Genomic DNA, 25,521 nt, shown 5'->3' with positions numbered 1-25,521 from the left:
GGCATTTTCTTTTTATTGCTGAGAATTTAAGTGAAGGGTTGAAAGTTGTATGACATCAAATAATGAACGAGAAGATATTTCTCAATCTTTAAAAGTATTTATTGCATTATCTCGTGTACATCGTTCTGTTATGGATACTACAAATAAATCTATACAAAGTAACGGGTTAAATCCAACTGAATTTGCTGTATTAGAACTGCTATATCATAAAGGCGGTCAACCACTTCAGCAAATTGGTGAGCGTATTTTAATAGCTAGTGGCAGCATTACATATGTTGTAGATAAGCTGGAGAAAAAGGGATTAGTAAAGAGAATTCCATGTCCGAATGACAGACGTGTTATTTACGCGCAATTAACTGAGTCTGGCGAGAACTTTATTGCTTCTATTTTTCCGGGGCATGAGAAAGTTATACATCAGTCTTTTGAAATGTTAACGAAAGATGAAAAAGATGAATTACTTGATTTATTAAAAAAAATTGGGAAGTATGAAAAATAATATGTTCCAAAGGAGCTTTGGATAAATAAATCCAAGGCTTTTTTATTTGTAATGAGCTCAGGGCAATCACTGCCGAAATTTGTTGAAAATTAAGAGGGAATTCAAGAATACGTATTGAATTATAATAAAGGTATGTAATGGAGAGGAGGCCCGTTCATGTCATTTAAAGACTATGAATATAAACGCCCAAATATTGAAGAGTTAAAAGAGAAATTTACTGTTGCTTTAGAGAAGTTTGATAACGCAAAAACTGTAGAAGAACAAAAACAAGTCATTCATTCAATTAATGAGATTCGCAACGATTTTGGTACAATGGGAAACCTTTGTTACATTCGCCATTCTGTTGATACGACGGATACTTTTTATAAGGAGGAGCAGGATTTCTTTGATGAATTCTCTCCAGTTGTACAAGGATATGGTACAAAATATTATAAGGCACTCATTAATTCTCCATTTCGTGAAGAATTAGAGGCGTATTATGGAAAACAATTATTTGCTCTAGCAGAATGTGATTTAAAAACATATTCAGATGAAGTCGTGAAAGATTTACAATTAGAAAATAAATTATCATCGCAATATACACAGTTATTAGCATCTGCAAAAATTGACTTTGCTGGAGAAGAAAGAACGTTATCGCAACTGATTCCGTTTATGCAAGGAAAAGAAAGAAGCGAACGTAAAGCAGCAAGTGAAGCATACTACGGATTTTTAGCTGGAAATGAGGAAGAACTAGATCGTATTTATGATGAGCTTGTTAAAGTGAGAACGAAAATCGCAAAATCTTTAGGTTTCAAAAACTTTGTTGAACTTGGATATGCAAGAATGTACCGTACAGATTATAATGCGGAGATGGTGGCTAATTACCGTCAGCAAGTGCTAGATTATATCGTTCCCGTTACAACGGAATTAAGAAAGCGACAACAAGCACGTATCGGTGTAGAGAAGTTAGCTTATTACGACGAAAACTTTGAGTTTGCTACAGGTAACCCAACTCCAAAAGGAGATGCGGATTGGATTGTTGATCATGGAAAGACAATGTATAAAGAGTTATCGGCTGAAACAGATGAATTTTTCAATTTCATGCTAGATAATGATTTATTAGATTTAGTTGCGAAAAAAGGAAAAGCTGGTGGCGGATATTGTACATATATTGAGAATTATAAAGCGCCATTTATTTTCTCAAACTTCAATGGAACATCTGGTGACATTGATGTATTAACACATGAAGCAGGTCATGCTTTCCAAGTATATGAAAGTCGTAAATTTGAAATTCCAGAATATAATTGGCCAACATATGAGGCGTGTGAAATCCACTCTATGAGTATGGAATTCTTTACATGGCCATGGATGAAGCTATTCTTTGAAGAAGATGCAGATAAATATTACTTCTCTCACTTAAGTTCAGCACTTCTGTTTTTACCTTATGGTGTATCTGTTGATGAATATCAACATTATGTATATGAAAATCCTGAAGCATCACCTGAAGAGCGTAAGACAGCATGGCGTAACATAGAGAAGAAATATTTACCACATCGTGATTATGAGGAGAATGATTATTTAGAGCGCGGTGGTTTTTGGCAACGTCAAGGGCATATTTATAGCTCACCGTTCTATTATATTGATTACACGCTTGCTCAAATTTGTGCGCTACAATTTTGGAAACGTGCAAGAGATAATAGACAAGAGGCGTGGGAAGATTATGTGAATCTGTGCCAACAAGGTGGAAGTAAATCGTTCTTAGAATTAGTAGAGGTTGCAAATTTAACATCACCATTTGCTGAAGGCTGTGTGAAAAGTGTTATTACAGAAATTGAAGCATGGTTACATGCGATTGACGACACAAAATTGTAAAAAACATGCGCTTTTTTTCACATGTTTAACATCGACATAATGGGAAAATGATGAGATAATAAAAGAAAATTCAGAATACTAAAGGGGTGTTTCTAATAAGGAGCACCTCTTTTCACCAACAAAAGGGGGGAACAAGTATGCTTCAATCTAATATGGATGTAAGTTTAGAAAGTTTAGTAAACTCATTACAGGCTACTCGAAGCACGCTATTATCAGAAATTGAAATGTTAAATGACACAGAAGTGAATGTAAAGCCACGCCGTGATAAATGGAGTATTATTCAAATTTTACACCACTTGCATTTAGTTGAACAATCTGTCACGTCTGCCCTTGTATATGCTTTACAAAAAAATGAAAGAAACATGACTCCATTTAAAGACCTCCAACTTACGCTTGATCGCACACATAAACGAGAAGCTCCTCAGCAAATGCAACCAACAGAAACTTTAATGAAAAAACAGCAAGGAATTCAATTGCTAGAACATTCACGCCAAGAACTATTACACGCGCTTCATAGTGTTATAGATGAAAAAGATTTATTTGAAAATGGATTAAAGCATCCTGTTTTTAATGATCTGAATTTGTATCAATGGGTTCAATTTCTTGATTTGCATGAACAAAGACATCTTACGCAGTTAAAAGAGGCGAAACATGCAATTTTGCAACGCTAAAGTGGAAGAAGTGGGAAACCACTTCTTTTTTGATACGTGCATAGTTTTCTTTCTTATTTTGGAATACTACATGGAGAAATAAGAAAGAAAAGAAGGAGTTGAAAAAACATGTCTAAGAAGAAGCGAGAAGAAGAGCGCGCCTGGAAAGCACGTAAAGAAAATCAACAACCGCACGGAAAAGTGAAAGCTTTTGCTGAATTAGTTGAAGGAACAGAAAAAACGTGATGAGTATTTCATCACGTTTTTTGTATGAGTGGAAAAGTTAATAAAAAGGTTGTACCGATTCCTTTTTCACTTATAATATCAATTTTTCCATTCATAGCTTGAACAACACTGAATACGACCATCATTCCAAGTCCAGTACCTTTTTCTTTCGTTGAATAAAAGGGCGAACCAAGACGTTTTACTTGTTCTGAATCCATACCGACTCCTGTATCTTTTATATATAACTGAATATGCTTATGATCAGGAACTAATGTGAAATAAAGATCACCGCCTTTTGGCATAGCCTCAATGCAATTTTTTAAAATATTTAATAAACATTGATTTAGTTTTTGCTTTTCTCCAGCGATAAAAAAAGAAGTGCTTTGCTTTATATAATGAGTACGTACATTTGTTAAATTAGCGAGCGGTGTAATTAACGACAATGCATGTAGTAACTCTTCTTCTAGCTGTAATGTTTGTTCTTTTTCAATGCTTGGTTTAGCAAAGGTTAAATAATCTGTAAGAACATGATTTGCTTGTTCGATGCCGTTAATGGCAATGTCGATATATAATTTTCGTTCCTGCTCAGTGCATGTATCTGATTGTAACAGTTGTAAAAAACCTTTCGTTGAAGTTAATGGATTGCGAATTTCATGAGAGATAGACGCTGCCATTTCACCAATTAAATGAAACTTTTCAGCATTTATAAGTTCGTTTTGGAGACGAACTTGAGTTTGTAATATGTGTAGTAAATATAAAATTAGAATCGTACCAAGCATTGAACATAATTCATACACAATAATATGCGGTATATAATCAGTCTTATTTGTAACCTTTGAAAGAAAGAAGGGTATCCAACTAAATCCGTATGTGAGACTGTAGATAATAGCAAGTGTTATTTTTATACGATTAGAAGTTCGATTGAAAAATTTATATGTTAATAGTAGAACAATAAATAGAAGAACAGAACCGATAAGAGATGGGAAAACACCTATCCCACCTAATAATAAGCGATATATGTTTAATACAACTAAGATAGAACCACCAGCAATAGGCCCTCCCGTTAATGTACCGACAATTAATACAATATGGCGCATATCAAATTGAAAACCATTATTTGTTTTTGCTGCAAATGTAATACAGAGTACGGTAGCGAGGCAACAGAGTACAATGAATATAGCTGAATTTAATTTAGGAGAGCGTTTCCCTTTTTGATTCCAAAATAAATGATATACGAGCATTGTAATCAGGATGAATAATATATTTAAAAAGAGATAAATAATAAAGGATTTCAGTGGGATGCCTCCTCTCTTCTTATATTAAATTAATCATACTATAAAATGAAAGAAATGAAATAATAAATAGCGGAAAAATCAGAAATTTTTACGCTAGTATACAATATGTTACAATAAGCTATGTCAATGAAAGAAGAAATTCCGTGCACTGCGCGGGAGAGGTTCGCGAACTCCCTCTATAAAAAACTATGGAAACAACAATATCCTTAGGTATTGTTTTGTTTTTTTATTGTGACAGTTCAAGAACGTTCTTTCTTCTTATTTATAGTAGAGAAGGAGAATGAGTGAAATGAAAAAAGAAAAAGCAGTTGTTGTTTTTAGTGGAGGACAAGATAGTACGACATGTTTATTTTGGGCAATAGAGCAGTTTGCAGAGGTAGAAGCTGTAACGTTTAATTACAATCAACGTCATAAGCTAGAAATTGATTGTGCAGCGGAAATTGCAAAAGAACTAGGAATAAAGCATACGGTACTAGATATGAGTCTATTAAATCAACTTGCTCCAAATGCGTTAACGAGAACGGATATGGAGATTACACATGAAGAAGGTGAATTGCCATCGACATTTGTAGATGGACGAAATTTACTCTTCTTATCATTTGCTGCTGTATTAGCAAAACAAGTTGGAGCACGTCATATTGTAACGGGTGTATGTGAAACTGATTTCAGTGGTTATCCAGACTGCCGTGACGTGTTTGTGAAATCGTTAAATGTTACTTTAAATTTATCTATGGATTACCCGTTTGTCATTCACACGCCACTTATGTGGATTGATAAGGCTGAAACATGGAAATTATCAGATGAACTTGGAGCATTTGAGTTTGTTCGAGAAAAAACATTAACATGTTATAACGGAATCATTGGTGATGGTTGCGGTGAATGTCCAGCATGTCAACTTCGTAAAGCAGGATTAGATACGTACCTACAAGAACGCGAAGGAGCGAACAACTAATGGATAACTTTTTTGGATTTCGCATCGTAGAGAATTTGCAAAAAATGGACAAGGATATTCAGCGTAAACAACTCAAATACCATAATAAAAGAGTAATGGTCAGCAAGGAATTTACATTTGATGCAGCACACCATTTACACTGTTATGAAGGGAAATGTAAAAACTTACATGGTCACACATATAAAGTTGTATTTGGAATTAGTGGATATGTAAATGAAATAGGTCTTGCAATTGACTTTGGAGATATAAAAGAAATTTGGAAGAATGAAATAGAAATTTATCTAGATCATCGTTATTTAAACGAAACGTTACCTGCAATGAATACGACTGCTGAAAATATGGTCGTTTGGATTTATGAAAAGATGGCAGAAGCACTAACAAAAGAGAATAGAGTGAACGAATATAAAGGAGCTCGCGTTGAATTTGTTCGTTTATTTGAGACGCCGACTAGTTATGCGGAAGTAAGACGGGAGTGGATGCTTGATGAGTAAAATCCCTGTCTTAGAAATATTCGGTCCGACTATTCAAGGTGAAGGAATGGTTGTAGGGCAAAAGACAATGTTTATCCGTACAGCTGGTTGTGATTATAGCTGTGCTTGGTGTGATTCTGCTTTTACGTGGGATGGATCAGCTAAAGATCAAATTAGACAGATGACACCAGAAGATATTTGGGATGAGCTTGTTGCAATTGGAGGAGAAAATTTTTCTCATGTTACGATTTCAGGTGGAAATCCGGCATTATTGAAAAATATTGAGTTTCTTCTTTCTATATTAAAAGAAAATGGAATGCGAACGGCAATTGAAACGCAAGGGAGTAAATGGCAAGATTGGTTACTTCAAATTGATGAGATAACAATTTCTCCAAAACCACCAAGTTCAACGATGAAAACAGATTTTCAGAGGTTAGATGCTATTATTCAGAAACTAGCAGGAAAAGATATTAGTTTAAAAGTAGTAGTATTCGATGATCATGATTTTGAATATGCAGTTAAGATGCACGAACGTTATCCAAAGGTACCATTTTTCTTACAAGTAGGAAACGATGATACAAAAACAGTGGATGATGCGATGCTTATAAAAAAATTATTAGATAAGTATGAATGGCTGATTGATAAAGCTGTAAATTGTAAAGAGATGAATGATGCAAAAGTATTGCCTCAGCTTCATGCGTTAGTATGGGGAAATAAGCGCGGCGTATAACGAGAAGGGATGTTTAAAATGACAGGAAGATTAGATGAAGATTTAAAAGATGTAACATTACTAGGGAATCAAAATACAAAATATTTATTTGAATATAGCCCAGAAATATTAGAGGTATTTGATAATAATCATCCAAACCGTGATTATTTTGTAAAATTCAATTGTCCTGAATTTACAAGTTTATGCCCGAAAACAGGACAACCAGATTTTGCAACAATTTATATTAGCTATATTCCAGAGCAAAAAATGGTAGAGAGTAAATCTTTAAAGTTGTATTTATTTAGTTTCCGCAATCATGGTGATTTCCATGAAGATTGCATGAACGTTATTATGAACGATTTAATTAAATTAATGGATCCACGTTATATTGAGGTATGGGGGAAATTCACACCACGTGGTGGCATTTCAATTGATCCATACTGCAACTACGGGCGCCCAGGGACGAAGTATGAACAAATGGCTGATTACCGCATGATGAACCACGATCTATATCCGGAAACAATTGATAATCGTTAATAGAAAGAAAGGGCCTGTATAGTATACAGGCCCTTTCTTTCTATTATATTATGCATTTTGATTAATGACAGTATAGTTTTTATGACTTACAACTGTAAGAGGTTCCATATCTAGTTCTCTAAAATTCTTCATAATTGTTATATCAACAATAACAGAGTTTTGATTTACTTTTTGAACACGGCCTTGCATTCCACCTTTAAATTCGATGATATCTCCAGTTTCTGCGATCTGCATAAGCAACTCTCCTTGTTACAGTTTTCCCAAAAAAAGAATAAATTTGGGTTTTTTTATTTCCTCCTATTTTGAACCATATTTCCTACTTTGTAAATGTTTCCAAAGTAAAAATTCGAAAAATATTCACTTTTTGTAAGAAAATATGTAGAAAATCCATGTTTTTTGAAAAAAATAGCAAAAATGCGAGAATCTTTATATCGAGGTATAATGAAAAAGTAGAATAACCTGCTGAAGTGGGAGAAATTAGAGGCGGTAAAATGATGTTTGAATTTGTGGGGAGTGTTATAGCTTTAATTTTATTTTTATTTTCTTATATGCATTTAAAAAAGATTCGTCAATATGATACGAGTACATATTTTGATGGGATGGATGGTATCCATGCTTCGATAACACATGATAGTGGTGGGGAGATGTAAAGGTATATAACTTTATTTTCTTGCGTGGTATGATGTTTAGAACTAGTGCATAATAGAGTTCATAAGTGATGAATGGAGAGTGAAAAGAATGAAGATTTCTTTTATTCGTCATGGTCGCTTAGATTGTACTATAGAACCAATGACGGTTACATCCTTTCATGAATGGATAAAAGGATATGACTTACATACTATAACAGAAAAACAACCTATACCATTGGAAACAAGAGAAGCGGTTGAAGTAGCGAAATTGATTGTAACGAGTGATCAAAAGTGTGCTGTACAGTCAGCAGCTGAATTAATGGATTCTTTATCTTTTATACAAAATTCTCTTTTTAGGGAAGCGGCAGTTCCGGCGAGCTTTTATGCGCCAAAATGGTTGAAGTGTAAACTTAACGTATGGATGTGTATTGGACGAGCATTATGGATACTTGGTTACCATAAAAATGTTGAATCTTATAAGGAAGTAAGAGAGAGGGCAAGGCAAGCAGCTTACGTATTACATCGTTATGCTCTCGTACATGGAAGTATTGCTCTTGTAGGTCATAATTATTTTAATTCGATGATTGGAACGGAGCTGAGGGCAATGGGATGGTCTGGTTCGCCTATTTTGCATAGAAAGCCATGGGGATGTACAACATATACGTTTCACGAGGCGATGGATGGAAATATATTAAATACGAATTTAACATAAAAGCACACGATTTATATAAATCGTGTGCTTTCTTTTTAAGATACAGAAATTTTGACGTTTAATGGTTTTACGAGATGAGCATAAGGTTCGCCTACTAGCATAACAATTTCATCTTTTTTATAACCTAACTTTTCGTATAGTGAATAGGCGCGTGTGTTTTCTAAATTAACAAGTAAAGCGATTTTTTCATGCCCTTTTTCAGTTGCATAGATTTCGGCAGCTTCAATTAATTTAGAACCGATACCTTTTCCGCCGTGTGCACTTGAAACTGATAGTGTATCAATGTAATACTCATCAAGCTCAGCTTCTTTTTCTAACGTAATTGATTCATCTTTATGTAATTCTCTTAAGTGATGTACAATTGGTGCGTCAAGCTGTGTTGCTTCACTACCGTGATAAGCGACAATAACTCCAACTGCACTCTCGTCTTGTTCATAGACAAAACAGTTTTCGTAGCTCAGACGGTTATTTTCTTTTGAGAACCATGTCTCAAGTCCTAGTAATACTTCTGCTTCATCTGTGCTACCTGTGATTTTTTCAGCAATTTCATGCAGAGCATTATACAATAAAGGAGCTATTGCCATTGCATCTGTCTTTTTTGCTTTCCGAATCATAGTATCCCTCCTAGTTCTATTTGTATATTGTAGCATAGTGGTATGGAACTTTGCATAATTGAATGCCGAAATGTTTGATATAGAGAAGTAGCTATGTTAGTATATGATATTTAGTGGACATATAGTAAAACGATATTGTTTGCGAAATAACGAAAATAAAATCATGGCATAACAACGAGATAAAGTGAAACGTTAATCAGTAAGATTTTTTGTTCATTCCACGACTGATTAGTAGTCAACACCAATCGCACTACCTGCAAATAGCGGGATAAATTTACAGTTGTTGACCTATAGAATATACGATAAAATAAAATATTGCAGAGAGGTGAAATACATGGATAAAGAATTAGCAAATACAATTTTAGATCAGCTAAAAAATGGTGAAATAAAGGAGTATGTTGTTACGAAAGATGTATTTTATACGTTCAGAGAAGTTGTTGTAAATAGAGAAGACTTTAAGCATTTCATTGGTAACGCACAGCGAGGCGGGCAAGTGATTTATACATATTCAGAAACGCCACGTTCATAAAGAGGAATTTTGATCAGCAGGGCATCTCTCACTGATTAGTAGCCTTTCACCAATCGGACGTTTAATGCGGGATAAATAAAAGATAAAGGAGAGGGGAATTATGGGCGATTTTAAACAAGGCATTTTACCACATTGGGATTATATGTGGAAAGATAGAGCCGGCAATCGATTTATGGGAATGGTTATGTATCCAGAGAAACGAAAATGTTCAGCAAAAATGCTTCAGAAAATAAAAAGAGCATATGAAGAAGCAGTAGAAATTAAAGTAACTGTACAAGTTCGACATACATATCAGTACGTAGAAGGAATGATTGTATACTTTGATGAAGAGGCTCCGGTATGTACAATGATTGATAAAGATGAAAATCCGCATCATATATTTGTAAAAGATATTTTGCGCATTGAGCACTCTGAATAAACTTTTCATAAATAAATTGAAGTTCCATAATAATAATCTTTTTCTATAATAGTTATCTTTTAGTATGTAACGAGAAACGAAAGTATATGTATAATATATTTAATAAGGTAAATTTGATAAATGTAATCGTTTTTTAGAGCAGATTATAGTTTCATATCTGTTCTTTTTTGCGTGATGCTGGAGAAATATATTTCTTCAGCATCTACCGTTTTATGACAAAATATATTGTTAACTTTTTTAAAAATAAGGTTAAATTCGTTGACAACTTTTTTGAAAAGCACTTTATTGACATGAGTTTTAGAATGTTGTTTCATAGTCATTGTATTGAAAAAAAACGGCTATCATGTCGAAAAGTAAAAGTTAAAAAAAGAAAGAATTTATACATATATCTTGTGTCTTATTTTGAAACGTAATACAATATATAGAGAAATCAAGAACAACATATAGAGAATATAGATTTGAGAGGGAGGGTCGGAAATGTTAGTTGCATATGATTCTATGACAGGAAACGTGAAGCGTTTCATTCACAAATTAAATATGCCGGCCGTTCAAATTGATGAAGATCTAGTAATAGATGAAGACTTTATTCTTATTACGTATACAACAGGTTTTGGCAATGTACCAGAACGTGTTTTAGACTTTTTAGAGCGCAATAATGAAAAATTAAAAGGCGTATCTGCAAGCGGCAATCGTAACTGGGGAGACATGTTCGGTGCAAGTGCTGACAAGATTTCTACTAAATATGAAGTGCCTATTGTATCAAAATTTGAGTTATCTGGAACAAATAACGATGTAGAATATTTTAAGGAAAGGGTGCGGGAGATTGCGACACATTGAACTGAATAATGAAATCACGCAAATGCAGGACGGTTTTTATCAGCTTCATAAAGATAAAGAGGCATTAGAAGTCTTTATGGAAGAAGCTAGAGAGAATACCGTTCCTTTTAATAGCGTGGCAGAGCGAATGGAGTATATGAAAGAACATGATTACTATTACAACGTTCTGGACGAGTATAGCTTGGAGGAAGTAGAGGAAGTATATAACATCGCTTATGGTGAAAACTTCGAGTTCCAATCTTATATGGCAGCATCTAAGTTCTACAAAGATTATGCGTTAAAAACGAATGATCAAAAACAATACTTAGAAAGCTATGAAGATCGTGTAGCAATTGTTTCATTATACTTAGGACGCGGTGATGTTTCGAAGGCAAGACAATTCGCAAGCATGATTGTAAAACAAAACTACCAACCAGCGACACCAACCTTTTTAAATGCGGGAAGAAGCAGAAGAGGAGAAATGGTGTCTTGTTTCTTGTTAGAGATGGACGATAGCTTAAATTCGATCGGCTTTAACATTAATACTGCGATGCAATTATCGAAAATCGGCGGGGGAGTAGCTTTAAACTTATCTAAACTACGCGCACGCGGTGAGCAAATTAAAGGTATCGACAACGCTGCAAGTGGCGTAGTACCTGTTATGAAATTGCTTGAAGATTCGTTTTCATATGCGAATCAGCTTGGCCAACGAAAAGGTGCCGGTGCAGTATATTTAAACATTTTCCATTGGGATATTATTGAATTCCTTGATACAAAAAAAATAAATGCCGATGAGAAGAGCCGTATTCAGTCTCTATCAATCGGAATTATCGTTCCAAGTAAGTTCTTTGAGCTTGCTGAGAAAAACGAACCTTTCCATGTTTTCGCGCCTTATACGGTTTATAAAGAATATGGCAAGCATTTAGATGATATTGACATTGATGAAATGTACGATGAATTAATGAGCAATCCGAAAGTGAAGAAGAAGCCACTAGATATTAGTGCACGTGATATGCTTATTAAAATCGCTATGATTCAGCTTGAGTCTGGTTACCCATACTTAATGTTTAAATCAAATGCAAATAATCAACATCCATTGAAGGATATTGGAACTGTGAAGATGTCGAACTTATGTACAGAAATCTTCCAGCTTCAAGAAACTTCAGAAATAAATGATTACGGTACAGATGACATTATCCGTCGTGATATTAACTGTAACTTAGGATCGTTAAATATCGTAAACGTAATGGAAAATAAAGAAATTCGTGAAGCAGTTCATGCGGGAATGGAAGCTTTAACAGCTGTTTCTGATATGACGATTATTCCGAATGCACCAACTGTGAAAAAAGCAAATGACGAGCTTCATTCAGTTGGACTTGGAGCAATGAACTTACACGGATATTTAGCAAAAAATAAAATCGCTTATGAAAGTGCAGAAGCGAAAGAATTCGCTCGTACATTCTTTATGATGTTAAATTACTACTCTATTGAGAAAAGTATGGAAATCGCTACAGAAAAAGGCGAGACATTTAAGGACTTCGATAAATCTGATTATGCGAATGGCACATACTTCGAAAAGTATGAAACGACAGATTACAGCCCAGTAACTGAAAAAGTTCAGCAACTATTTGAAGGAATTCATATTCCAACAAAAGAAGATTGGACAAGTTTAAAAGAGCAAGTGCAGAAGAATGGTTTATACAACTCATATCGTCTTGCCATTGCTCCAACACAATCAATCAGTTACGTTCAAAATGCAACTTCAAGCGTAATGCCGATCGTAAGTCAAATCGAATCAAGAACATATGCGAATGCGACAACATATTATCCAATGCCGTATTTATCAAAAGATACGTTCTGGTACTATAAATCTTCTTACGATATGAATCAGTTTAAATTAATTGATTTAATCGCAGAAATTCAAGAACATATTGACCAAGGAATTAGTACAATTCTTTACGTTAATAGTGATATTTCAACACGTGAATTAGCACGTTACTACATCTATGCACATAAAAAAGGCTTAAAGAGTCTGTATTATACGAGAACACGTAAATTAAGCGTGGAAGAGTGTGTGGCTTGTACCGTTTAATGGCATATTGCCATACTAAATGAATAACCCAATAGTATGAGCAGGGTTATGAACCCTGCTCATACTTGGTTTGTTCTACTAAACGGTTAGCTTTTCATTGTTAGATGGAAATTTAACCGTTCAGTAGAACAATAATAGATATAGGGGTGATTCAATGCGCGCTGTTAACTGGAATAAAAAGGAAGATGATTTCAGTTTAATGTTTTGGAAGCAAAACATCGCTCAGTTTTGGACAGAAGAAGAAATCGCGGTTTCGTCTGACAAAAATACTTGGGTGCAATTATCGAAAGAAGAGCAAATTGCTTATAAGCGTGTATTAGGTGGTTTAACACTTTTAGATACGAAACAAGGTGGCGAAGGAATGCCACTTGTACTTGTTCATCTTGAAAATTTACAAGCGAAAAGTGTATTAGCTTTCATGGGAGCTATGGAAGAAGTACATGCGAAAAGTTATAGTCACATTTTCACAACATTAGCTACAGAAGAAGAAATTGATGATATTTTTGACTGGGTAGACAATCATCCGTTACTTGAGAAAAAAGCTGGTATTATTACTAGTTACTATCGTCGTTTATTAAAGCCTGAAGTAACGAAAAAAGAGTTATACATGGCAATGGTAGCAAGTGTGTTCTTAGAAAGTTACTTATTCTATAGTGGATTTTTCTATCCACTTTACTTAGCTGGTCAAGGTAAACTGACGGCAAGTGGTGAAATTATTAACCTTATTATCCGTTAACTTATGGCGGCTTTTGGTAGAGATACCAATTGAAAAACCCTTTTAATTGCTGGGACCCCCTATTGTAAATTTATCTGTATTATTATTGATGAATATATGCATTCAGGTTATTCTCTAACTATCAATAGATGGAAAGGAGAATAGCTGATAGGGCAATCAGCAGCGAAGCCTTTATCTAGCGATAACATGTACGGAAGTATCAGACATCGAAAACTGTATAAACAGTGGTGGGTGCGATACGTAGATAAAGGAACGTTCAACGACTATCCCAATGGCGGTGAAATTCCGCAAGAGGAGTAGGGCCAAGCGGTGGGTGAGAATCCCTTAAATCGAAATGGAGGGCTACCTGAGAAGGTAGATGATATAGTCTCTTCTTACAGGAAACTGTAAGCTGTATAAACGGCATAGGAGTAGCGAACTTATGTGAAGGTAAAGGATGAGTCAATTCACGGCGTATTCGTCGGTATTTTAGCACAACAAATCTTCGCAGAACTTTCTGCAGAAGAGCAACAAGAAGTGCAAAAAGAAACACAAGAGTTATTAATGGAACTATATGAAATTGAAATGGCCTATACAGAAGAAATTTACACTTCTATCGGTCTTGTAGAAGATGTAAATCGTTTCGTTCGTTACAATGCAAATAAAGGGCTTATGAACTTAGGACTTGAGCCGAAGTTTGAAGAAGAAGAAATTAACCCAATTGTTTTAAATGGTTTACGTACAGATACGAAAAATCATGATTTCTTCTCTGTAAAAGGAAATGGTTACGTAAAAGCAACAAACGTTGAAAAGTTAGCTGACGATGACTTCGTGTTTAACTTTTAATATAGGATTATAAGGAAAAGCTGTCTTATTGATTGATAAGACAGCTTTTCTTTATAATTTTGTTTACATAACACTATTATTTTTGTATAGCGATTTATATTTGGGAAGTTCTATTCGTTTAACGGATAGAACTTTTTTGTAATTAAATGGGTATTTACAAACTTTTTGTATCGGTGTATTATTTAACTAGTACACTGATACAAAAGGAGGGAAGAAATGAAAATAGAGTTTTCTCCAAATACACCAATTTACATTCAGGTAATGGAATACATAAAAAAAGAGATCGTAACAGGACATTTATTACCTGGTGATAAAATTCCCTCTGTCCGTGAATTAGCGAGTGAATTACAAGTGAATCCAAATACGATTCAGCGTACATTTCAAGAGCTAGAACGGGATGGAGTTGTTGTCACACGTAGAGGAATGGGACGGTATGTAACGAATGAAGGGGAGAAAATTATGGAGCTGCGAAAAGAGATGGCGAAAGAATTACTTCATTCTTTTATAGATGGAATGGACAATTTAGGTTTTTCAGAAGAAGAAATTCTTACAATTCTTCGTTCTTCATTACATGATAAGAGGGAGGAGAGCCAATGACAGAGCTATTGAAAATAGAAAACTTATGGAAGAGATACGGATTAAAAGCAGTGATCCGTGAATTAAACATAGAGATTACGGAAGGGAAAATCGTTGGGCTTGTTGGAGATAACGGGAGCGGGAAAACGACGTTATTGAAAATGATTGCAGGCTTGCAACACCCTTCTGAAGGTAGTATTACAATAGACGGTAAAAAGGTAGGGTTACAGACGAAAGAAATTGTTTCATTTATGTCCGATAAGCCAATCTTTGATGATTGGATGACTGTAAAAAACGCTTTATTTTTCTATCGAGATTTTTATAAAGACTTCGATATTCAAAAAGCGGTAGATACGATTGCAGAATTTAAAATACCGTTAGAAGAAAAAATTACAGCATTGTCAAAAGGTATGGTTGAGAAGCTGCAGATTATTTTAACGTTTTCTCGAAAAGCGAAGCTATATGTACTGGATGAGCCATTGGGCGGGATTGATCTTGTTTCTAGAGAACATGTACTTGAGTTAATACTTAAATTTTATCGTGAAGATTGTACGCTACTTATATCGACTCATTTAATAAGAGAAATCGAAAATATATTCGATGAAGTAATCTTTTTGAAAGATGGAGAAATAATATTGCATGAAAATGTGGAAGAACTACGATTTCAAAAGGGTAAAGCAGTACATGAGCTGTTTAAGGAGGCCTATGAGAAATGAGTCAGCTTTTTCTTTATCTATATAATTGTAATAAGAGAAAGATAGCCATTATTTACTTTGGTTTTATTACAGTTTCATTAATTCTTTTATTTAATATGAAAGGAGTTTCAGGAGTTAGAATTTCAGGTAGGCAAGATATAATTATTATTATATTCTTTATCGTACTAGGTATAAATGGATTTGCAATTCTTTTAACAGGTATATCGTCTTTTCGGAAAATTTTAAAAAACTCTATGCTACGTTATACTTCTATTTCAGCAAAAAAGTATATATGTGCAAATAGTTTATTCTGTGTACTACTCTTTATGATTTTGCTAGGAATAGGAATCATTTTTCTATACTATTTTTCTTTAAATATTTACAATGGAAAAACTAATTTAGGTATTCAGCAAGCAATACACAGTTTATATAATTATGGAATATTACATCATATGTTATCTATTTTCTTATGGGGACTAGATTTTCTTAATATGCTAGTTTCTATTTATTTCATTATAGTAATTGTAAAACTATTAAATGTGAAATCATCGATGAATAAAGTTGCTTGTTTAGTTTTATTCGTCATTTTTACCGCATTTAATGGAGGAATAACGTATATTTTTCAGCAAATAGAAAAGTATGTGTTTGCTATAAATAATATTGGATTTATAGATCAAAATGGTTTTTTAAATACATCATTTTATTCTGGTACAGAGGTTACAATTTTAAATCTATTTTTTAATTGTTTATTAACAATTATATTACTAGTAGTTACAGGTCACATAGTCGATAAAAAACTAGAAGTCTAAAGGAGGAATCAGCATTGGGAAACGTAGTAGTAAAGTTAGAGAATGTTCGAAAAAAGATTGGTGGAACGGAAATTATTCGTGGTTTATCATTTGAGGTTCGTGAAGGAGAAGTATACGGATTCCTTGGACCGAACGGTAGCGGTAAGACGACGACAATCCGTATGATGACAGGTCTTATTTCAATGACAGAGGGCGATATTACAATTTGTGGACATAGTATTCGCTCGGAGCGTGAAAAGGCACTAGAGCAAATTGGAGCGATTGTAGAAAATCCTGAACTATATGATTATATGACAGGAATGCAAAACTTAAAGCATTTTGCGAACATGGCCATTACACCAATTAGTAAAGAGCGCATTGCTGAGATTGTAAAGCTTGTTGAGTTAGAGCATGCGATTCATAAAAAGGTGAAAACATATTCACTTGGTATGAAACAACGTTTAGGAATTGCACAGGCATTACTGCATCAGCCGAAAATCTTAATTTTAGATGAACCGACAAATGGATTAGATCCAGCTGGTATTCGCCAAATTCGTGATTATTTACAACGTTTAGCGAAAGAAGAGAATATTGCTGTAATCGTATCAAGTCACTTATTGAGTGAAATTGAATTAATGTGTGATCGCGTCGTTATTATTAAACAAGGTAAATTTGTACAAGAGTACAACTTACATGAAAAAGTGAAACATGATGAGGCAGTCGTTGTAGCGTTTGAAGTAGATGAAGTTCAGAAAGCAAATGAAATCATTAAAGGTAAAGCAAAAGGGAATGTAATTGTAGCATCTGTAACAAAAGACAACATTCCGCAACTTGTAAAAAAACTTGTTCATGCTGATGTGCTTGTATACGGAGTTACTGTTCAAAATAAAACGTTAGAGGATGAGTTCTTAGCGATTACTGGGGGAGTGAAAGCGTAATGTTTAAATTAATTCAAAATGAATTTTTAAAGTTGCATGCGAAAAAAGGTATGTATATTTTAATGGGTGTCATTGCGGCACTCGAAATTTTAGGTACTTTAGCAATGTTGAAGTGGGGAAAAGGTGATGAGTTTAAGGGATCATATTTAGATTATGCAAACTCAGAGATTGGCTTAATTGTTTTATTTACAACGATTTTTGGGATTACACTTGCTGCCCGTACTCTTACTGATGAGTTCCAAAAAGGTACAATTAAACAATTGTTAATCCGTCCAAGAAAAAGACTTGCAGTTTTATTTTCTAAATATATTACAGTGTTATTAGCAATGTTATTTATCGTATTAGCTGGTATGCTAATTGCAATGATTATTGGCGGTATTGTAATGGATGGTAGTAAAACAGAATTAACATTAGGAATCGTTATGAAGTCCACTTTATATCAACTACTTTCACCGTTCTTTTTTGCAACACTTGCATTTTTCCTAGCAAATGTCTTTAGAAAATCTGTATTACCATTAATTATTACGATGTTCCTATTCTTCTTACAAGGTGCAATTAATATGGTATTAATAATGTTTGCAAAAGGTGTAGCGAAGTTTGTAGTATTCAACCATTTGGATTTAAGAGCTTACGATAGTAATAAATTAATCAATGGTGGAATGGAACCAACATTTACAGAATTTACGTTTACAACTTCATTATTACTTGTAGCTGCATACTTTGTTGTGTTACTTGTAGCATCAAGTGCATTATTCCAAAAACGTGACGTATTATAATAAAAGAAATCCCCGCTTGTAAAAACGGGGATTTTTATTACATAAATTTCACTTGGATTGCAACTTGAAGAACAGCGATATGGTATTTTAAGAGCTATGTTGTTTGAAAGTAATTGAGAAAAATAGGAAGGGTTTCAACTATATTCATATTATAATGTAGTTATCCGACCATTTACTTTTACTATCTTTGGAGGTGTTCTATATGCACTATGCATTTTCACGTATAAGGCTACGCAGCTTTTTTGGATGGATGATTATAGGGGTGTTCCTTATAATGATACCATTAGGTCTAGCAAATGTTTCTGAGAATACGATGGAGGTTATTTCACAAATAACTGTATTTTTTGTATTTCCATTACTTTGGCTATACGTAAAAACAAATAAAAATAATATTGTATTTAACAGTTTTTTTGATAAGCCAGGACGTTTATCTTGGGGATTAATTGTATTAGCAACGATAATGGGGATGATTTTTTCAGTTGGCATATCTCAGATTCAATTTTACATATTAGCACATACGTTACCGAATTTCTTAGTTACTATGCTAGAAGACGGAAATGTTATTAATACGAGTAACGTATATATGACGATATTTACTTTCATTTCAGCATGTGTGTTAGCACCTATTATGGAAGAGGTTATTTTTAGGGGATTTTTCTTACAGCGAATGGCTCATAAATGGGGAATTAAAAAAGCTGTAATTATATCTTCAATTATTTTTGGCCTAGGACATTTTGATGTTATTGGTGCGTTCATGTTTGGTGTCGTTATGTGTCTTTTATACATAAAGACAAAAAATATATGGACGAATATAGCTGTGCACGCTCTAAATAATTTGATTGCAACAAGTATGCAATTTTTCGGTGGAGAAGAAAGTGGTACAATCTCAATTACTGAATTACAAGCGCAAAGTAATTTATGGATTGGTATCGGTCTTACAGTTGTTGGATTACTATGGTTAATTCCGTATGTTTGGAAACAATGGCGTACAGTAAAAGAAGTTGGCGTGCCACCAGTACGTTTTATAAATGAGCAAAAAGTAGTGAATTCATCACAAGAAAATGAAGTGTATAGTCAAGTGATCGTAACCGATAGATTGATGGCCATAGAGTTACCAGATGAGGCTGTAAATAAGCTTCGGTTAGAAGAAAATGATTATGTAACAGTAGCTGTAGAAGAAGATAAAATCGTTATAAAGAAAGCACATAATAGATAATTAAAAAGTAGCTCTTAGGAGCTACTTTTTAATTTGTAATAATTTCTACACGAAAATTATTACCGTTCTTGACATATTTAATATCTGTAACAGTGCGGACTGTCTTTAAAATCTCCACTTTTTCACCAATTCGCGGGATGGTCGGAACATTGTCCCAAATACCAAGCAAGTCATCTAATTGTGCCGTTTTTTCATAAAACCAGATTTTCAATGTAAAGCCCCTTTCTCGAATTTTATGTATTTTAATACATAATATATTATTTTTATTCTTATTGTAAGGGGTTTTTTTATAATTTATGAATAAAAATAAATTAATCTTCTGGGAAGATATGTTCAATATCAGGAGTAAGAGATACTTCTGATAATACGATATGAGAAACTGTCGTTGCATATGAAGAAACATCATTGATAAATTCTTCAAGTTCAACGAGTGAAGGAACAGAAATTTTTACAATGTAGCATAAGCTTCCTGTTACTCGGTAACAAAAACTTGCAGATGGATAAGACTGAATAAACTGTTGCATACGTGTTGTATCACCATTTTTTAAAGTGATTTCTAAAATACAATCTAAAACTAGTCCTGCTTTTTTATAGTCGATATCGATTGTATATTTTTGAATAACCCCTTCACTTTCAAGTTTACGAACACGTTCTGCAGTAGACGGAGCAGATAAGTTTACTCGTTTCGCCAATTCACGCATAGAAAGGCGACTATCATTATATAATTCATTTAAAATTTTTCGATCAACACGGTCTAGTTGCATTTGTAAATATACCTCCAGTAAAATAATGATTTTTGTAAAGGAAAAATATAAATTAAGATTCATATGAAATGTAAAGTGAACGTTATTTATTTTACAATAAAACAGAAGGAAATAGGAGGGGAAATGATGGAGAGAATTTCATTATCAAATGTAGGAGATACAAAGTTTCAAAAGTTATTAGGGCATAATTCGGATATATTACACTCGTGGAGTACGTTAGAAGATACACTGTACAATAAAGGGACTCTTTCAGCAGAGTTGAAGGAGCAAGTGAGAAGAACATTAGCGTATGGGAATGAATGTCCGTACTGTATGGCAAAGGGAAGACCTGATGATGTGCAAAAGGCAGAGGAGATTGGTGTAGCCGTTACTTTTGCGCATACATTTGTTCATGACCGAAAAGCAATAGATGATACTATGTTTCACGCTTTAAAACAATATTGGACAGAAAAAGAAATTGTAGAGCTTTGCGCCTATGTTTGCTTTATTACTGCGTCACAACAACTTGGTTTTCTATTTCAATTACAGCCAAATTAAGGGGGAAATGATGACAAATCAAATAGCACTTATCATAATCGATGTACAAAAGGCATTTCAATTACCAGATTGGGGCGAGAGAAATAATATTTTTGCTGAAGAAAACATGAGAATTTTGTTAGAAGAATGGAGAAAAAGGAAACGACCAGTTTTTCATATTCAACATGTAAATAAAGAAAATGCTCAGTCAATGTTTTATGAGAGAGCGGAAACGGTAAACTTTAAAGAAGAAGTGCAACCACTACTTGGTGAAGTGGTTATTCAGAAATTCGTTAACAGCGCGTTCATTGGGACAAATTTAGAAGAGCAATTAAGAAAGAACAAATGTAATGCAGTAGTGGTTGTAGGATTAACGACAAATCATTGCGTGGAAACTACGACACGAATGGCAGGGAATTTAGGATTTACAACATATTTAGTGAGTGATGCAACGGCTACTTTTAACCGTATAGGTTTAGATGGTAAAGAGTATAGTGCAGAAGATATTCACAATATGACACTTGTAAATTTACATGAAGAGTTTGCTACGATTGTGACGACAAAAGAAGTGTTAAAATTATTTTAAGAAAATAATTGCGAATTATGTAGAAAAAAATAAGAATATTTCGTATAATCTAAGTACAATCATTTTGAAAATAGGGGTGGCATCATATGGAGCAAATTTCAGTAAAGAAATTAGAAGAGGTACTTGTTGTAGCAGGGGATGATAAACAGAAGCAAAAGGAATTTTATGAATTGCTCTTATCTACTGAGTTTTATGTTGCTGGTTCACTAGAAGCAGAGGACGGGGCAACAGAAGGAATACTTCGTTTGCGTCATTTCCAAGGAGAAGGTAGATGGATCGTTCCGTTCTTTACACAAATGGAATTTGTAAAAGATGTGTTGCCAGAAGGAACGCCCCTTATTACGATACGTGGGAAAGAGTTATTTGGTAGCATTGAGAAAGATGCTACAGCTGTATTAAATGTTGGCACTGATATAAGTAAAACATTTATTCCAGAAGAAATTGCAGATATCGCATCTGGACGAATTTTTAATTATTATAAGTAAAAGGAAAAGCGTAATCGCTTTTCCTTTTACTTTTTAATTTGAATATGAAGTGGCTATACCAGAAGAAATAGAGACTGTTTTATTATTCGTGTTTATTGTCGCTGTAGCTCCAAGTGGAATACCGATGTTTGGACTTATATGTCCAATTGGTAAATCGAATAGGACAGGTATATGATATGGCGCGAAATATTCATATAATATTGTTTGCAATGATTGAGAGGGCTTTGAAGGAGTGCAGTCGTGACAACTTGTGAAAATAACGCCCCTGCATTCATTAAACTTTCCAGATAAAAGTAGCTGATTTAACATACGGTCAATGCGGTACGGTTCTTCACCAATGTCTTCAAGTAATAAAAGTGTATTGTTCGTAATTATCTCGTAGGGCGAGCCAATTATACTTGTTAACACAGCTAAATTTCCTCCAACTAACGTACTTGTAACTGTACTGTGAGAGCTAGGTACGATACATTCTGATGCAGATAAAATGGTTGAATACGGATGGAATAGCTGATTAAAAGAGGATAAAGATAGGGAATCAATGCCTTTTCCTAGTTCTTCAATCATCGGACCATGAAATGTTATAAGCTTTGCATAACGTGAAACAGCAGTATGTAAAGCTGTAATATCGCTATATCCCCAAAAGATTTTTGGATTTTGCCTAATAACTTCATATTGAATGTGAGGAAGAAGACGAGCACTTCCATAACCACCTCGTGCACAAAAAATTGCCTTCACTTCATTATTTGTAAATGCTTCATGTATATCGTCAAGCCGAACTTGATCACTTCCGGCTAAAAATCCATATTTCTCGTAAACACTCTTCCCGATTATTACGGATAACCCCATCTCTTGTAATACATTCACACCTTTTAATACACTTTCGATTGTAGGTGGACCAGATGGTGCAATAATCATTACTGTATCACCTTGTTTTAATGCATTTGGATAAATCATTAAGCTCAGCCTCCTTCTCTTTCAATATATTCGCTTCATATGAAGTTCAACCCTTGCAAAAGCAGGGGAAAGCTTATCAAATAAAGAAGATATAAAGGAAATAGGAGGGAAAATGATGTTTACAAGTCGAGTAACAGACATATTAAAAATTGAGTATCCCGTTGTTCAAGCCGGTATGGCAGGCGCGATTACGACGCCAGAACTTGTTGCAGCAGTAAGTAATAGTGGAGGATTAGGGACGCTTGGAGCCGGCTATATGAGCCCAGAACAAATTCGTGAAGCGATTTATAGAATAAGAGAACTAACAGATAAACCTTTCGGTGTTAATTTACTTGTAACGAAAGAGATAGAAATAGAAGAAGAGAAGGTAAATGAGGCGAAAGTATTACTAAGCGGAGTGAATAGAGAATTAGGTATAGAAGTAGAAGGAACGTTAAAGCTTCCAAAAAGCTATAAGGAACAATTACAAGTGCTATTAGATGAAAAAGTACCGGTCGTTAGCTTTGCATTTCAAACGTTAGAAAAAGAAGAAATAAATGATTTAAAAAGAAGTGGAATAAAAGTTATCGGAACAGCTACCCATGTGAAGGAAGCGAAAGTACTTGCTGAGCTAGGAGTAGATATTATTATTGGGCAAGGTAGCGAAGCAGGAGGGCATAGAGGAACGTTTATTGGGAAAGAACGAGATGCTATGATTGGTACTTTTGCGTTAATACCTCAGTTAGTAGGGGTTATTCCGCATATCCCAATTGTCGCAGCAGGTGGTGTAATGAACGGACAAGGGCTTGTTGCGGCATTGGCACTAGGAGCAGAAGGTGTTCAAATGGGATCAGCCTTTTTAACAAGTGAAGAGAGTATTACGCACGATGTGTATAAAGAAGCGGTTTTACATAGTACAGATACGAGCACAACTGTAACTCGTGCGTTTTCCGGGAAATATGCACGCGGTATTCGGAATGAATTTATAGAAAGGCATGAAGGAAAAGAAGAAGGGCTTCCGGTATATCCAGTGCAAAACGTATTAACTTCTAAAATACGCCAAGAGGCAGCGAAGCAAAATAAGGAAGAATATATGTCACTTTGGGCAGGACAGGCAGCATCATTGGCACGAATCGAATCAGCTCAGCATGTAGTGGAGCGAGTTATGAAAGAAGCGGCGAATGCAATCGAGCAATTACAAAATATATACAAAAAGACCACTTGAGTAATTCAAGCGGTCTTTTCCTTAGTTTGCTTTATAAAATTGTTGGATGGCTTCGTCGATGTAAACCCAGCCTTTCCAACCTAAGTGCATATGATCTTTTAAGAAGTATTTATCGTATTCATGATTTGAGAAGTCGGCAATTGGATAACCAGCTTTTTCAATTTGCTCATGAACTTTCTTATAGTATGCTTCGCGGCGTTCTTTCGGGAAGCCAGCGTAGTCGTACCAAGGACCTTTGACAGGAACAGAAATGAAGAGTGGTTTTGCACCAGATTGTTTTAATAAATCAAGTACAATTTGTAAATCTTCATATTCTGGCGATTGGTCATAAGCATCATTTTTTAAGTAACCTTCACGTTGCTTTAATTTTTTCTTAATTTTGCTATTGAAGTAACCATCTTCGATACCATATTCATTAGATCCAGATTCTGCTGCACCTGTTTGATCCGCATGTTTACGAGCCTCTTCCCAGTTCATTTGTTTTAATGAAGGATCGAGCTTCTCTTTGTGCGGTTTAATATTAAACATAGCTGTAAATAAATCTTTACGATCTAAAATGTTACGATAAATATAAGCGAAAGGTTTAGCAGCAAGTGCTTTTACTTTATACTTCGTATCATCATAAGCGATACCTTCAAGCGAAATTTTTAATAAAGTTTCTTTTTTTACAATCTCAAAGTTTAATAAACGCTTTGCAATTTGTTTTTTCATTTCAGGTTTTAAATCATTGTTGAAAATGAAGTGGTAACCTTGTTGTTTTGAAAAGTTAGGTGCAAAGTGCGTTTCGTCAATACCTTGTGGTACAAACCATTGCGGAGAAAGAACGAATACCATTTTCTTATCTTTCAATTGATCCATTGTAGATGCGAAGTTTAATACATGTACAAGGTCTTGTGTTCCGCCGCGTCCAAGAAGGAATGGCGTAAATCCTTCAGGCTTTACTTTAAAATAATTAGATGGATGGAAAGCATCCATACGTGCGAATTCCGATGAACCGTACATCGGAAGATATTTTGGATCTGCTAACATCTTTTGCTGTAAAATCATACTTTGAATTTTTTCTTCTTTTAAAGAAGTAGCAGCTTGTTCTACTTTTTCATCACTTAAAAGTGGAAGTAGGAAGCGCGTTGGAATAAGTAAGAATACAGCAAAAAGGGCCAATGCTAAAAGCATCGGACCAAATTTTGCTTTGTTCATCGGATTTCTTCCAACTTTTTAATAACCATGTTTGGTGTAGCCCACTCGTCACGGTCAAAATCAGAAATAGAAACTTCAATATCTAAACGCTCTTGGAATTCAACTAATAAAGATACTACAGCGAAAGAATCAAGGATACCTTCTTCAAATAATTGAACATCTAAGTTTTCTTTCACAATATCGTTTTCACATACTTCTTCTAAAATATCTAATACTTGCTCTTTGAATTCTGCCATTTTTAAAATCTCCTTTATATCCGAAATATATTAT

Annotated in this window: 33 protein-coding genes, 2 pseudogenes and 1 riboswitch; of the genes and pseudogenes, 27 read left to right on the top strand and 8 right to left on the bottom strand. The window is 34.4% G+C overall.

Translation table 11 applies throughout. From position 1 onward, the window contains the following. The first annotated feature begins 49 nt into the window (after positions 1 to 49). From ACTFR3_RS13110 to ACTFR3_RS13095, 4 genes are all read left to right on the top strand, one after another. Positions 50 to 496, top strand: a complete 447-nt coding sequence (locus ACTFR3_RS13110; RefSeq protein ID WP_000203336.1) for a MarR family winged helix-turn-helix transcriptional regulator — start codon at positions 50 to 52, stop codon at positions 494 to 496. 156 nt (positions 497 to 652) lie between these two features. Further along, positions 653 to 2,347, top strand: coding sequence for a M3 family oligoendopeptidase (locus ACTFR3_RS13105; RefSeq protein ID WP_000008577.1), 1,695 nt, complete (start codon positions 653 to 655; stop codon positions 2,345 to 2,347). 137 nt (positions 2,348 to 2,484) lie between these two features. Further along, entirely contained in the window at positions 2,485 to 3,018 is a 534-nt protein-coding gene (locus ACTFR3_RS13100; protein ID WP_000941961.1) for a DinB family protein, read from the top strand. A gap of 108 nt (positions 3,019 to 3,126) precedes the next feature. Next, complete coding sequence (locus ACTFR3_RS13095; RefSeq protein ID WP_000038355.1) at positions 3,127 to 3,243, top strand: DUF6254 family protein; 117 nt, start codon at positions 3,127 to 3,129, stop codon at positions 3,241 to 3,243. Between the two features lie 11 nt (positions 3,244 to 3,254). On the opposite strand, the gene kinB is transcribed toward ACTFR3_RS13095, so the two are convergent. Then, positions 3,255 to 4,463 carry a sporulation sensor histidine kinase KinB gene (gene kinB, locus ACTFR3_RS13090; protein ID WP_000964151.1) on the bottom strand — a complete coding sequence of 403 codons (1,209 nt, stop codon included), beginning with the start codon at positions 4,461 to 4,463 and terminating at the stop codon, positions 3,255 to 3,257. Positions 4,464 to 4,669: 206 nt separating this feature from the next. After that, positions 4,670 to 4,713, top strand: a riboswitch (PreQ1 riboswitch). Between the two features lie 93 nt (positions 4,714 to 4,806). Here kinB and queC point away from each other — a divergent pair. The 4 genes from queC to queF are packed head-to-tail and all read left to right on the top strand — an operon-like array spanning position 4,807 to position 7,185. After that, positions 4,807 to 5,469, top strand: a complete 663-nt coding sequence (gene queC / locus ACTFR3_RS13085; RefSeq protein ID WP_000711595.1) for a 7-cyano-7-deazaguanine synthase QueC — start codon at positions 4,807 to 4,809, stop codon at positions 5,467 to 5,469. Continuing rightward, positions 5,469 to 5,960: a 6-carboxytetrahydropterin synthase QueD gene (queD, locus tag ACTFR3_RS13080; protein WP_000368414.1), complete on the top strand. Its 492-nt coding sequence runs from the start codon at positions 5,469 to 5,471 to the stop codon at positions 5,958 to 5,960. Before queC ends, queD begins: the two co-directional genes overlap by 1 nt. Beyond that, on the top strand, positions 5,953 to 6,669 hold the full coding sequence (gene queE, locus ACTFR3_RS13075; RefSeq protein ID WP_000036294.1) for a 7-carboxy-7-deazaguanine synthase QueE: 717 nt from the start codon (positions 5,953 to 5,955) through the stop codon (positions 6,667 to 6,669). Before queD ends, queE begins: the two co-directional genes overlap by 8 nt. Before the next feature lie 18 nt (positions 6,670 to 6,687). Beyond that, on the top strand, positions 6,688 to 7,185 hold the full coding sequence (queF, locus tag ACTFR3_RS13070) for a preQ(1) synthase (RefSeq protein WP_001986050.1): 498 nt from the start codon (positions 6,688 to 6,690) through the stop codon (positions 7,183 to 7,185). Between the two features lie 48 nt (positions 7,186 to 7,233). Here queF and ACTFR3_RS13065 read toward each other — a convergent pair whose 3' ends face one another. Continuing rightward, positions 7,234 to 7,419, bottom strand: a complete 186-nt coding sequence (locus tag ACTFR3_RS13065) for a YkvS family protein (protein ID WP_001165082.1) — start codon at positions 7,417 to 7,419, stop codon at positions 7,234 to 7,236. 260 nt (positions 7,420 to 7,679) lie between these two features. On the opposite strand from ACTFR3_RS13065, the gene ACTFR3_RS13060 reads away from it, so the two are divergent. After that, on the top strand, positions 7,680 to 7,835 hold the full coding sequence (locus tag ACTFR3_RS13060) for a hypothetical protein (protein WP_000461432.1): 156 nt from the start codon (positions 7,680 to 7,682) through the stop codon (positions 7,833 to 7,835). 88 nt (positions 7,836 to 7,923) lie between these two features. Continuing rightward, positions 7,924 to 8,526: a hypothetical protein gene (locus ACTFR3_RS13055; RefSeq protein ID WP_000703104.1), complete on the top strand. Its 603-nt coding sequence runs from the start codon at positions 7,924 to 7,926 to the stop codon at positions 8,524 to 8,526. A gap of 35 nt (positions 8,527 to 8,561) precedes the next feature. On the opposite strand, the gene ACTFR3_RS13050 is transcribed toward ACTFR3_RS13055, so the two are convergent. Further along, a complete protein-coding gene (locus ACTFR3_RS13050) occupies positions 8,562 to 9,140 on the bottom strand; it encodes a GNAT family N-acetyltransferase (protein ID WP_000619542.1) in 579 nt (192 codons plus the stop codon). A 334-nt stretch (positions 9,141 to 9,474) separates the two neighbouring features. On the opposite strand from ACTFR3_RS13050, the gene ACTFR3_RS13045 reads away from it, so the two are divergent. The 13 genes and pseudogenes from ACTFR3_RS13045 to ACTFR3_RS12985 all read left to right on the top strand — a co-directional run bounded on the left by ACTFR3_RS13045 (position 9,475) and on the right by ACTFR3_RS12985 (position 19,545). Beyond that, on the top strand, positions 9,475 to 9,669 hold the full coding sequence (locus ACTFR3_RS13045) for a hypothetical protein (protein WP_000356684.1): 195 nt from the start codon (positions 9,475 to 9,477) through the stop codon (positions 9,667 to 9,669). Between the two features lie 100 nt (positions 9,670 to 9,769). Next, positions 9,770 to 10,087, top strand: a complete 318-nt coding sequence (locus ACTFR3_RS13040) for a hypothetical protein (RefSeq protein WP_000502205.1) — start codon at positions 9,770 to 9,772, stop codon at positions 10,085 to 10,087. A 477-nt stretch (positions 10,088 to 10,564) separates the two neighbouring features. Next, positions 10,565 to 10,924: a class Ib ribonucleoside-diphosphate reductase assembly flavoprotein NrdI gene (nrdI, locus tag ACTFR3_RS13035; RefSeq protein WP_000959447.1), complete on the top strand. Its 360-nt coding sequence runs from the start codon at positions 10,565 to 10,567 to the stop codon at positions 10,922 to 10,924. Further along, positions 10,911 to 12,995, top strand: coding sequence for a class 1b ribonucleoside-diphosphate reductase subunit alpha (gene nrdE, locus ACTFR3_RS13030; RefSeq protein WP_001215839.1), 2,085 nt, complete (start codon positions 10,911 to 10,913; stop codon positions 12,993 to 12,995). Before nrdI ends, nrdE begins: the two co-directional genes overlap by 14 nt. A 154-nt stretch (positions 12,996 to 13,149) precedes the next feature. Then, positions 13,150 to 13,728 (top strand): annotated as a pseudogene (locus ACTFR3_RS13025) (ribonucleotide-diphosphate reductase subunit beta); the annotation flags it as partial. Between the two features lie 201 nt (positions 13,729 to 13,929). Beyond that, positions 13,930 to 14,031 (top strand): annotated as a pseudogene (locus tag ACTFR3_RS13020) (nuclease); the annotation flags it as partial. Positions 14,032 to 14,154: 123 nt separating this feature from the next. Then, positions 14,155 to 14,556, top strand: a complete 402-nt coding sequence (locus ACTFR3_RS13015; RefSeq protein ID WP_000864956.1) for a ribonucleotide-diphosphate reductase subunit beta — start codon at positions 14,155 to 14,157, stop codon at positions 14,554 to 14,556. A gap of 216 nt (positions 14,557 to 14,772) precedes the next feature. Then, positions 14,773 to 15,153: a GntR family transcriptional regulator gene (locus tag ACTFR3_RS13010; RefSeq protein ID WP_000687512.1), complete on the top strand. Its 381-nt coding sequence runs from the start codon at positions 14,773 to 14,775 to the stop codon at positions 15,151 to 15,153. Continuing rightward, positions 15,150 to 15,848: an ABC transporter ATP-binding protein gene (locus tag ACTFR3_RS13005; protein ID WP_000137743.1), complete on the top strand. Its 699-nt coding sequence runs from the start codon at positions 15,150 to 15,152 to the stop codon at positions 15,846 to 15,848. The genes ACTFR3_RS13010 and ACTFR3_RS13005 overlap by 4 nt, the downstream gene beginning before the upstream one ends. Then, a complete protein-coding gene (locus ACTFR3_RS13000; protein WP_440044463.1) occupies positions 15,845 to 16,636 on the top strand; it encodes an ABC transporter permease in 792 nt (263 codons plus the stop codon). The genes ACTFR3_RS13005 and ACTFR3_RS13000 overlap by 4 nt, the downstream gene beginning before the upstream one ends. Before the next feature lie 14 nt (positions 16,637 to 16,650). After that, entirely contained in the window at positions 16,651 to 17,553 is a 903-nt protein-coding gene (locus ACTFR3_RS12995; protein WP_440044462.1) for an ABC transporter ATP-binding protein, read from the top strand. Continuing rightward, on the top strand, positions 17,553 to 18,329 hold the full coding sequence (locus tag ACTFR3_RS12990) for an ABC transporter permease (protein WP_000475456.1): 777 nt from the start codon (positions 17,553 to 17,555) through the stop codon (positions 18,327 to 18,329). The genes ACTFR3_RS12995 and ACTFR3_RS12990 overlap by 1 nt, the downstream gene beginning before the upstream one ends. Before the next feature lie 202 nt (positions 18,330 to 18,531). Further along, on the top strand, positions 18,532 to 19,545 hold the full coding sequence (locus ACTFR3_RS12985) for a CPBP family intramembrane glutamic endopeptidase (protein WP_000558808.1): 1,014 nt from the start codon (positions 18,532 to 18,534) through the stop codon (positions 19,543 to 19,545). Positions 19,546 to 19,573: 28 nt separating this feature from the next. On the opposite strand, the gene ACTFR3_RS12980 is transcribed toward ACTFR3_RS12985, so the two are convergent. Beyond that, entirely contained in the window at positions 19,574 to 19,756 is a 183-nt protein-coding gene (locus ACTFR3_RS12980) for a DUF3913 family protein (RefSeq protein ID WP_000707107.1), read from the bottom strand. Between the two features lie 100 nt (positions 19,757 to 19,856). Next, positions 19,857 to 20,309 (bottom strand): Lrp/AsnC family transcriptional regulator, encoded by a 453-nt coding sequence (locus tag ACTFR3_RS12975; RefSeq protein ID WP_001175498.1) that lies wholly within the window; start codon positions 20,307 to 20,309, stop codon positions 19,857 to 19,859. A gap of 126 nt (positions 20,310 to 20,435) precedes the next feature. Here ACTFR3_RS12975 and ACTFR3_RS12970 point away from each other — a divergent pair, with 126 nt between their 5' ends. The 3 genes from ACTFR3_RS12970 to ACTFR3_RS12960 all read left to right on the top strand — a co-directional run bounded on the left by ACTFR3_RS12970 (position 20,436) and on the right by ACTFR3_RS12960 (position 21,896). After that, positions 20,436 to 20,846 carry a carboxymuconolactone decarboxylase family protein gene (locus tag ACTFR3_RS12970; RefSeq protein ID WP_000439756.1) on the top strand — a complete coding sequence of 137 codons (411 nt, stop codon included), beginning with the start codon at positions 20,436 to 20,438 and terminating at the stop codon, positions 20,844 to 20,846. Between the two features lie 10 nt (positions 20,847 to 20,856). Beyond that, positions 20,857 to 21,411, top strand: a complete 555-nt coding sequence (locus ACTFR3_RS12965; protein ID WP_000184436.1) for a cysteine hydrolase family protein — start codon at positions 20,857 to 20,859, stop codon at positions 21,409 to 21,411. Between the two features lie 86 nt (positions 21,412 to 21,497). After that, on the top strand, positions 21,498 to 21,896 hold the full coding sequence (locus ACTFR3_RS12960) for an SseB family protein (RefSeq protein ID WP_000435265.1): 399 nt from the start codon (positions 21,498 to 21,500) through the stop codon (positions 21,894 to 21,896). A gap of 33 nt (positions 21,897 to 21,929) precedes the next feature. Here ACTFR3_RS12960 and ACTFR3_RS12955 read toward each other — a convergent pair whose 3' ends face one another. Next, a complete protein-coding gene (locus ACTFR3_RS12955; RefSeq protein WP_000640079.1) occupies positions 21,930 to 22,850 on the bottom strand; it encodes a S66 peptidase family protein in 921 nt (306 codons plus the stop codon). A 115-nt stretch (positions 22,851 to 22,965) separates the two neighbouring features. Between ACTFR3_RS12955 and ACTFR3_RS12950 the strand changes: the two genes are divergently transcribed. Further along, complete coding sequence (locus ACTFR3_RS12950; RefSeq protein WP_000495279.1) at positions 22,966 to 24,054, top strand: NAD(P)H-dependent flavin oxidoreductase; 1,089 nt, start codon at positions 22,966 to 22,968, stop codon at positions 24,052 to 24,054. Positions 24,055 to 24,075: 21 nt separating this feature from the next. Here ACTFR3_RS12950 and dltD read toward each other — a convergent pair whose 3' ends face one another. Together dltD and dltC are read right to left on the bottom strand one after the other, a co-directional pair. Next, positions 24,076 to 25,251 (bottom strand): D-alanyl-lipoteichoic acid biosynthesis protein DltD, encoded by a 1,176-nt coding sequence (gene dltD / locus ACTFR3_RS12945; RefSeq protein WP_001030268.1) that lies wholly within the window; start codon positions 25,249 to 25,251, stop codon positions 24,076 to 24,078. After that, complete coding sequence (gene dltC, locus ACTFR3_RS12940; RefSeq protein ID WP_000807310.1) at positions 25,248 to 25,487, bottom strand: D-alanine--poly(phosphoribitol) ligase subunit DltC; 240 nt, start codon at positions 25,485 to 25,487, stop codon at positions 25,248 to 25,250. The genes dltD and dltC overlap by 4 nt, the downstream gene beginning before the upstream one ends. Between the last annotated feature and the right edge of the window lie 34 nt (positions 25,488 to 25,521).

It is taken from the genome of Bacillus cereus group sp. MYBK14-1 (genome assembly GCF_051916885.1).
Classification (GTDB): domain Bacteria; phylum Bacillota; class Bacilli; order Bacillales; family Bacillaceae_G; genus Bacillus_A; species Bacillus_A cereus.
Note: the sequence above shows the minus strand (reverse complement) of the source record. Positions and strands in the feature narration are given on the sequence as shown.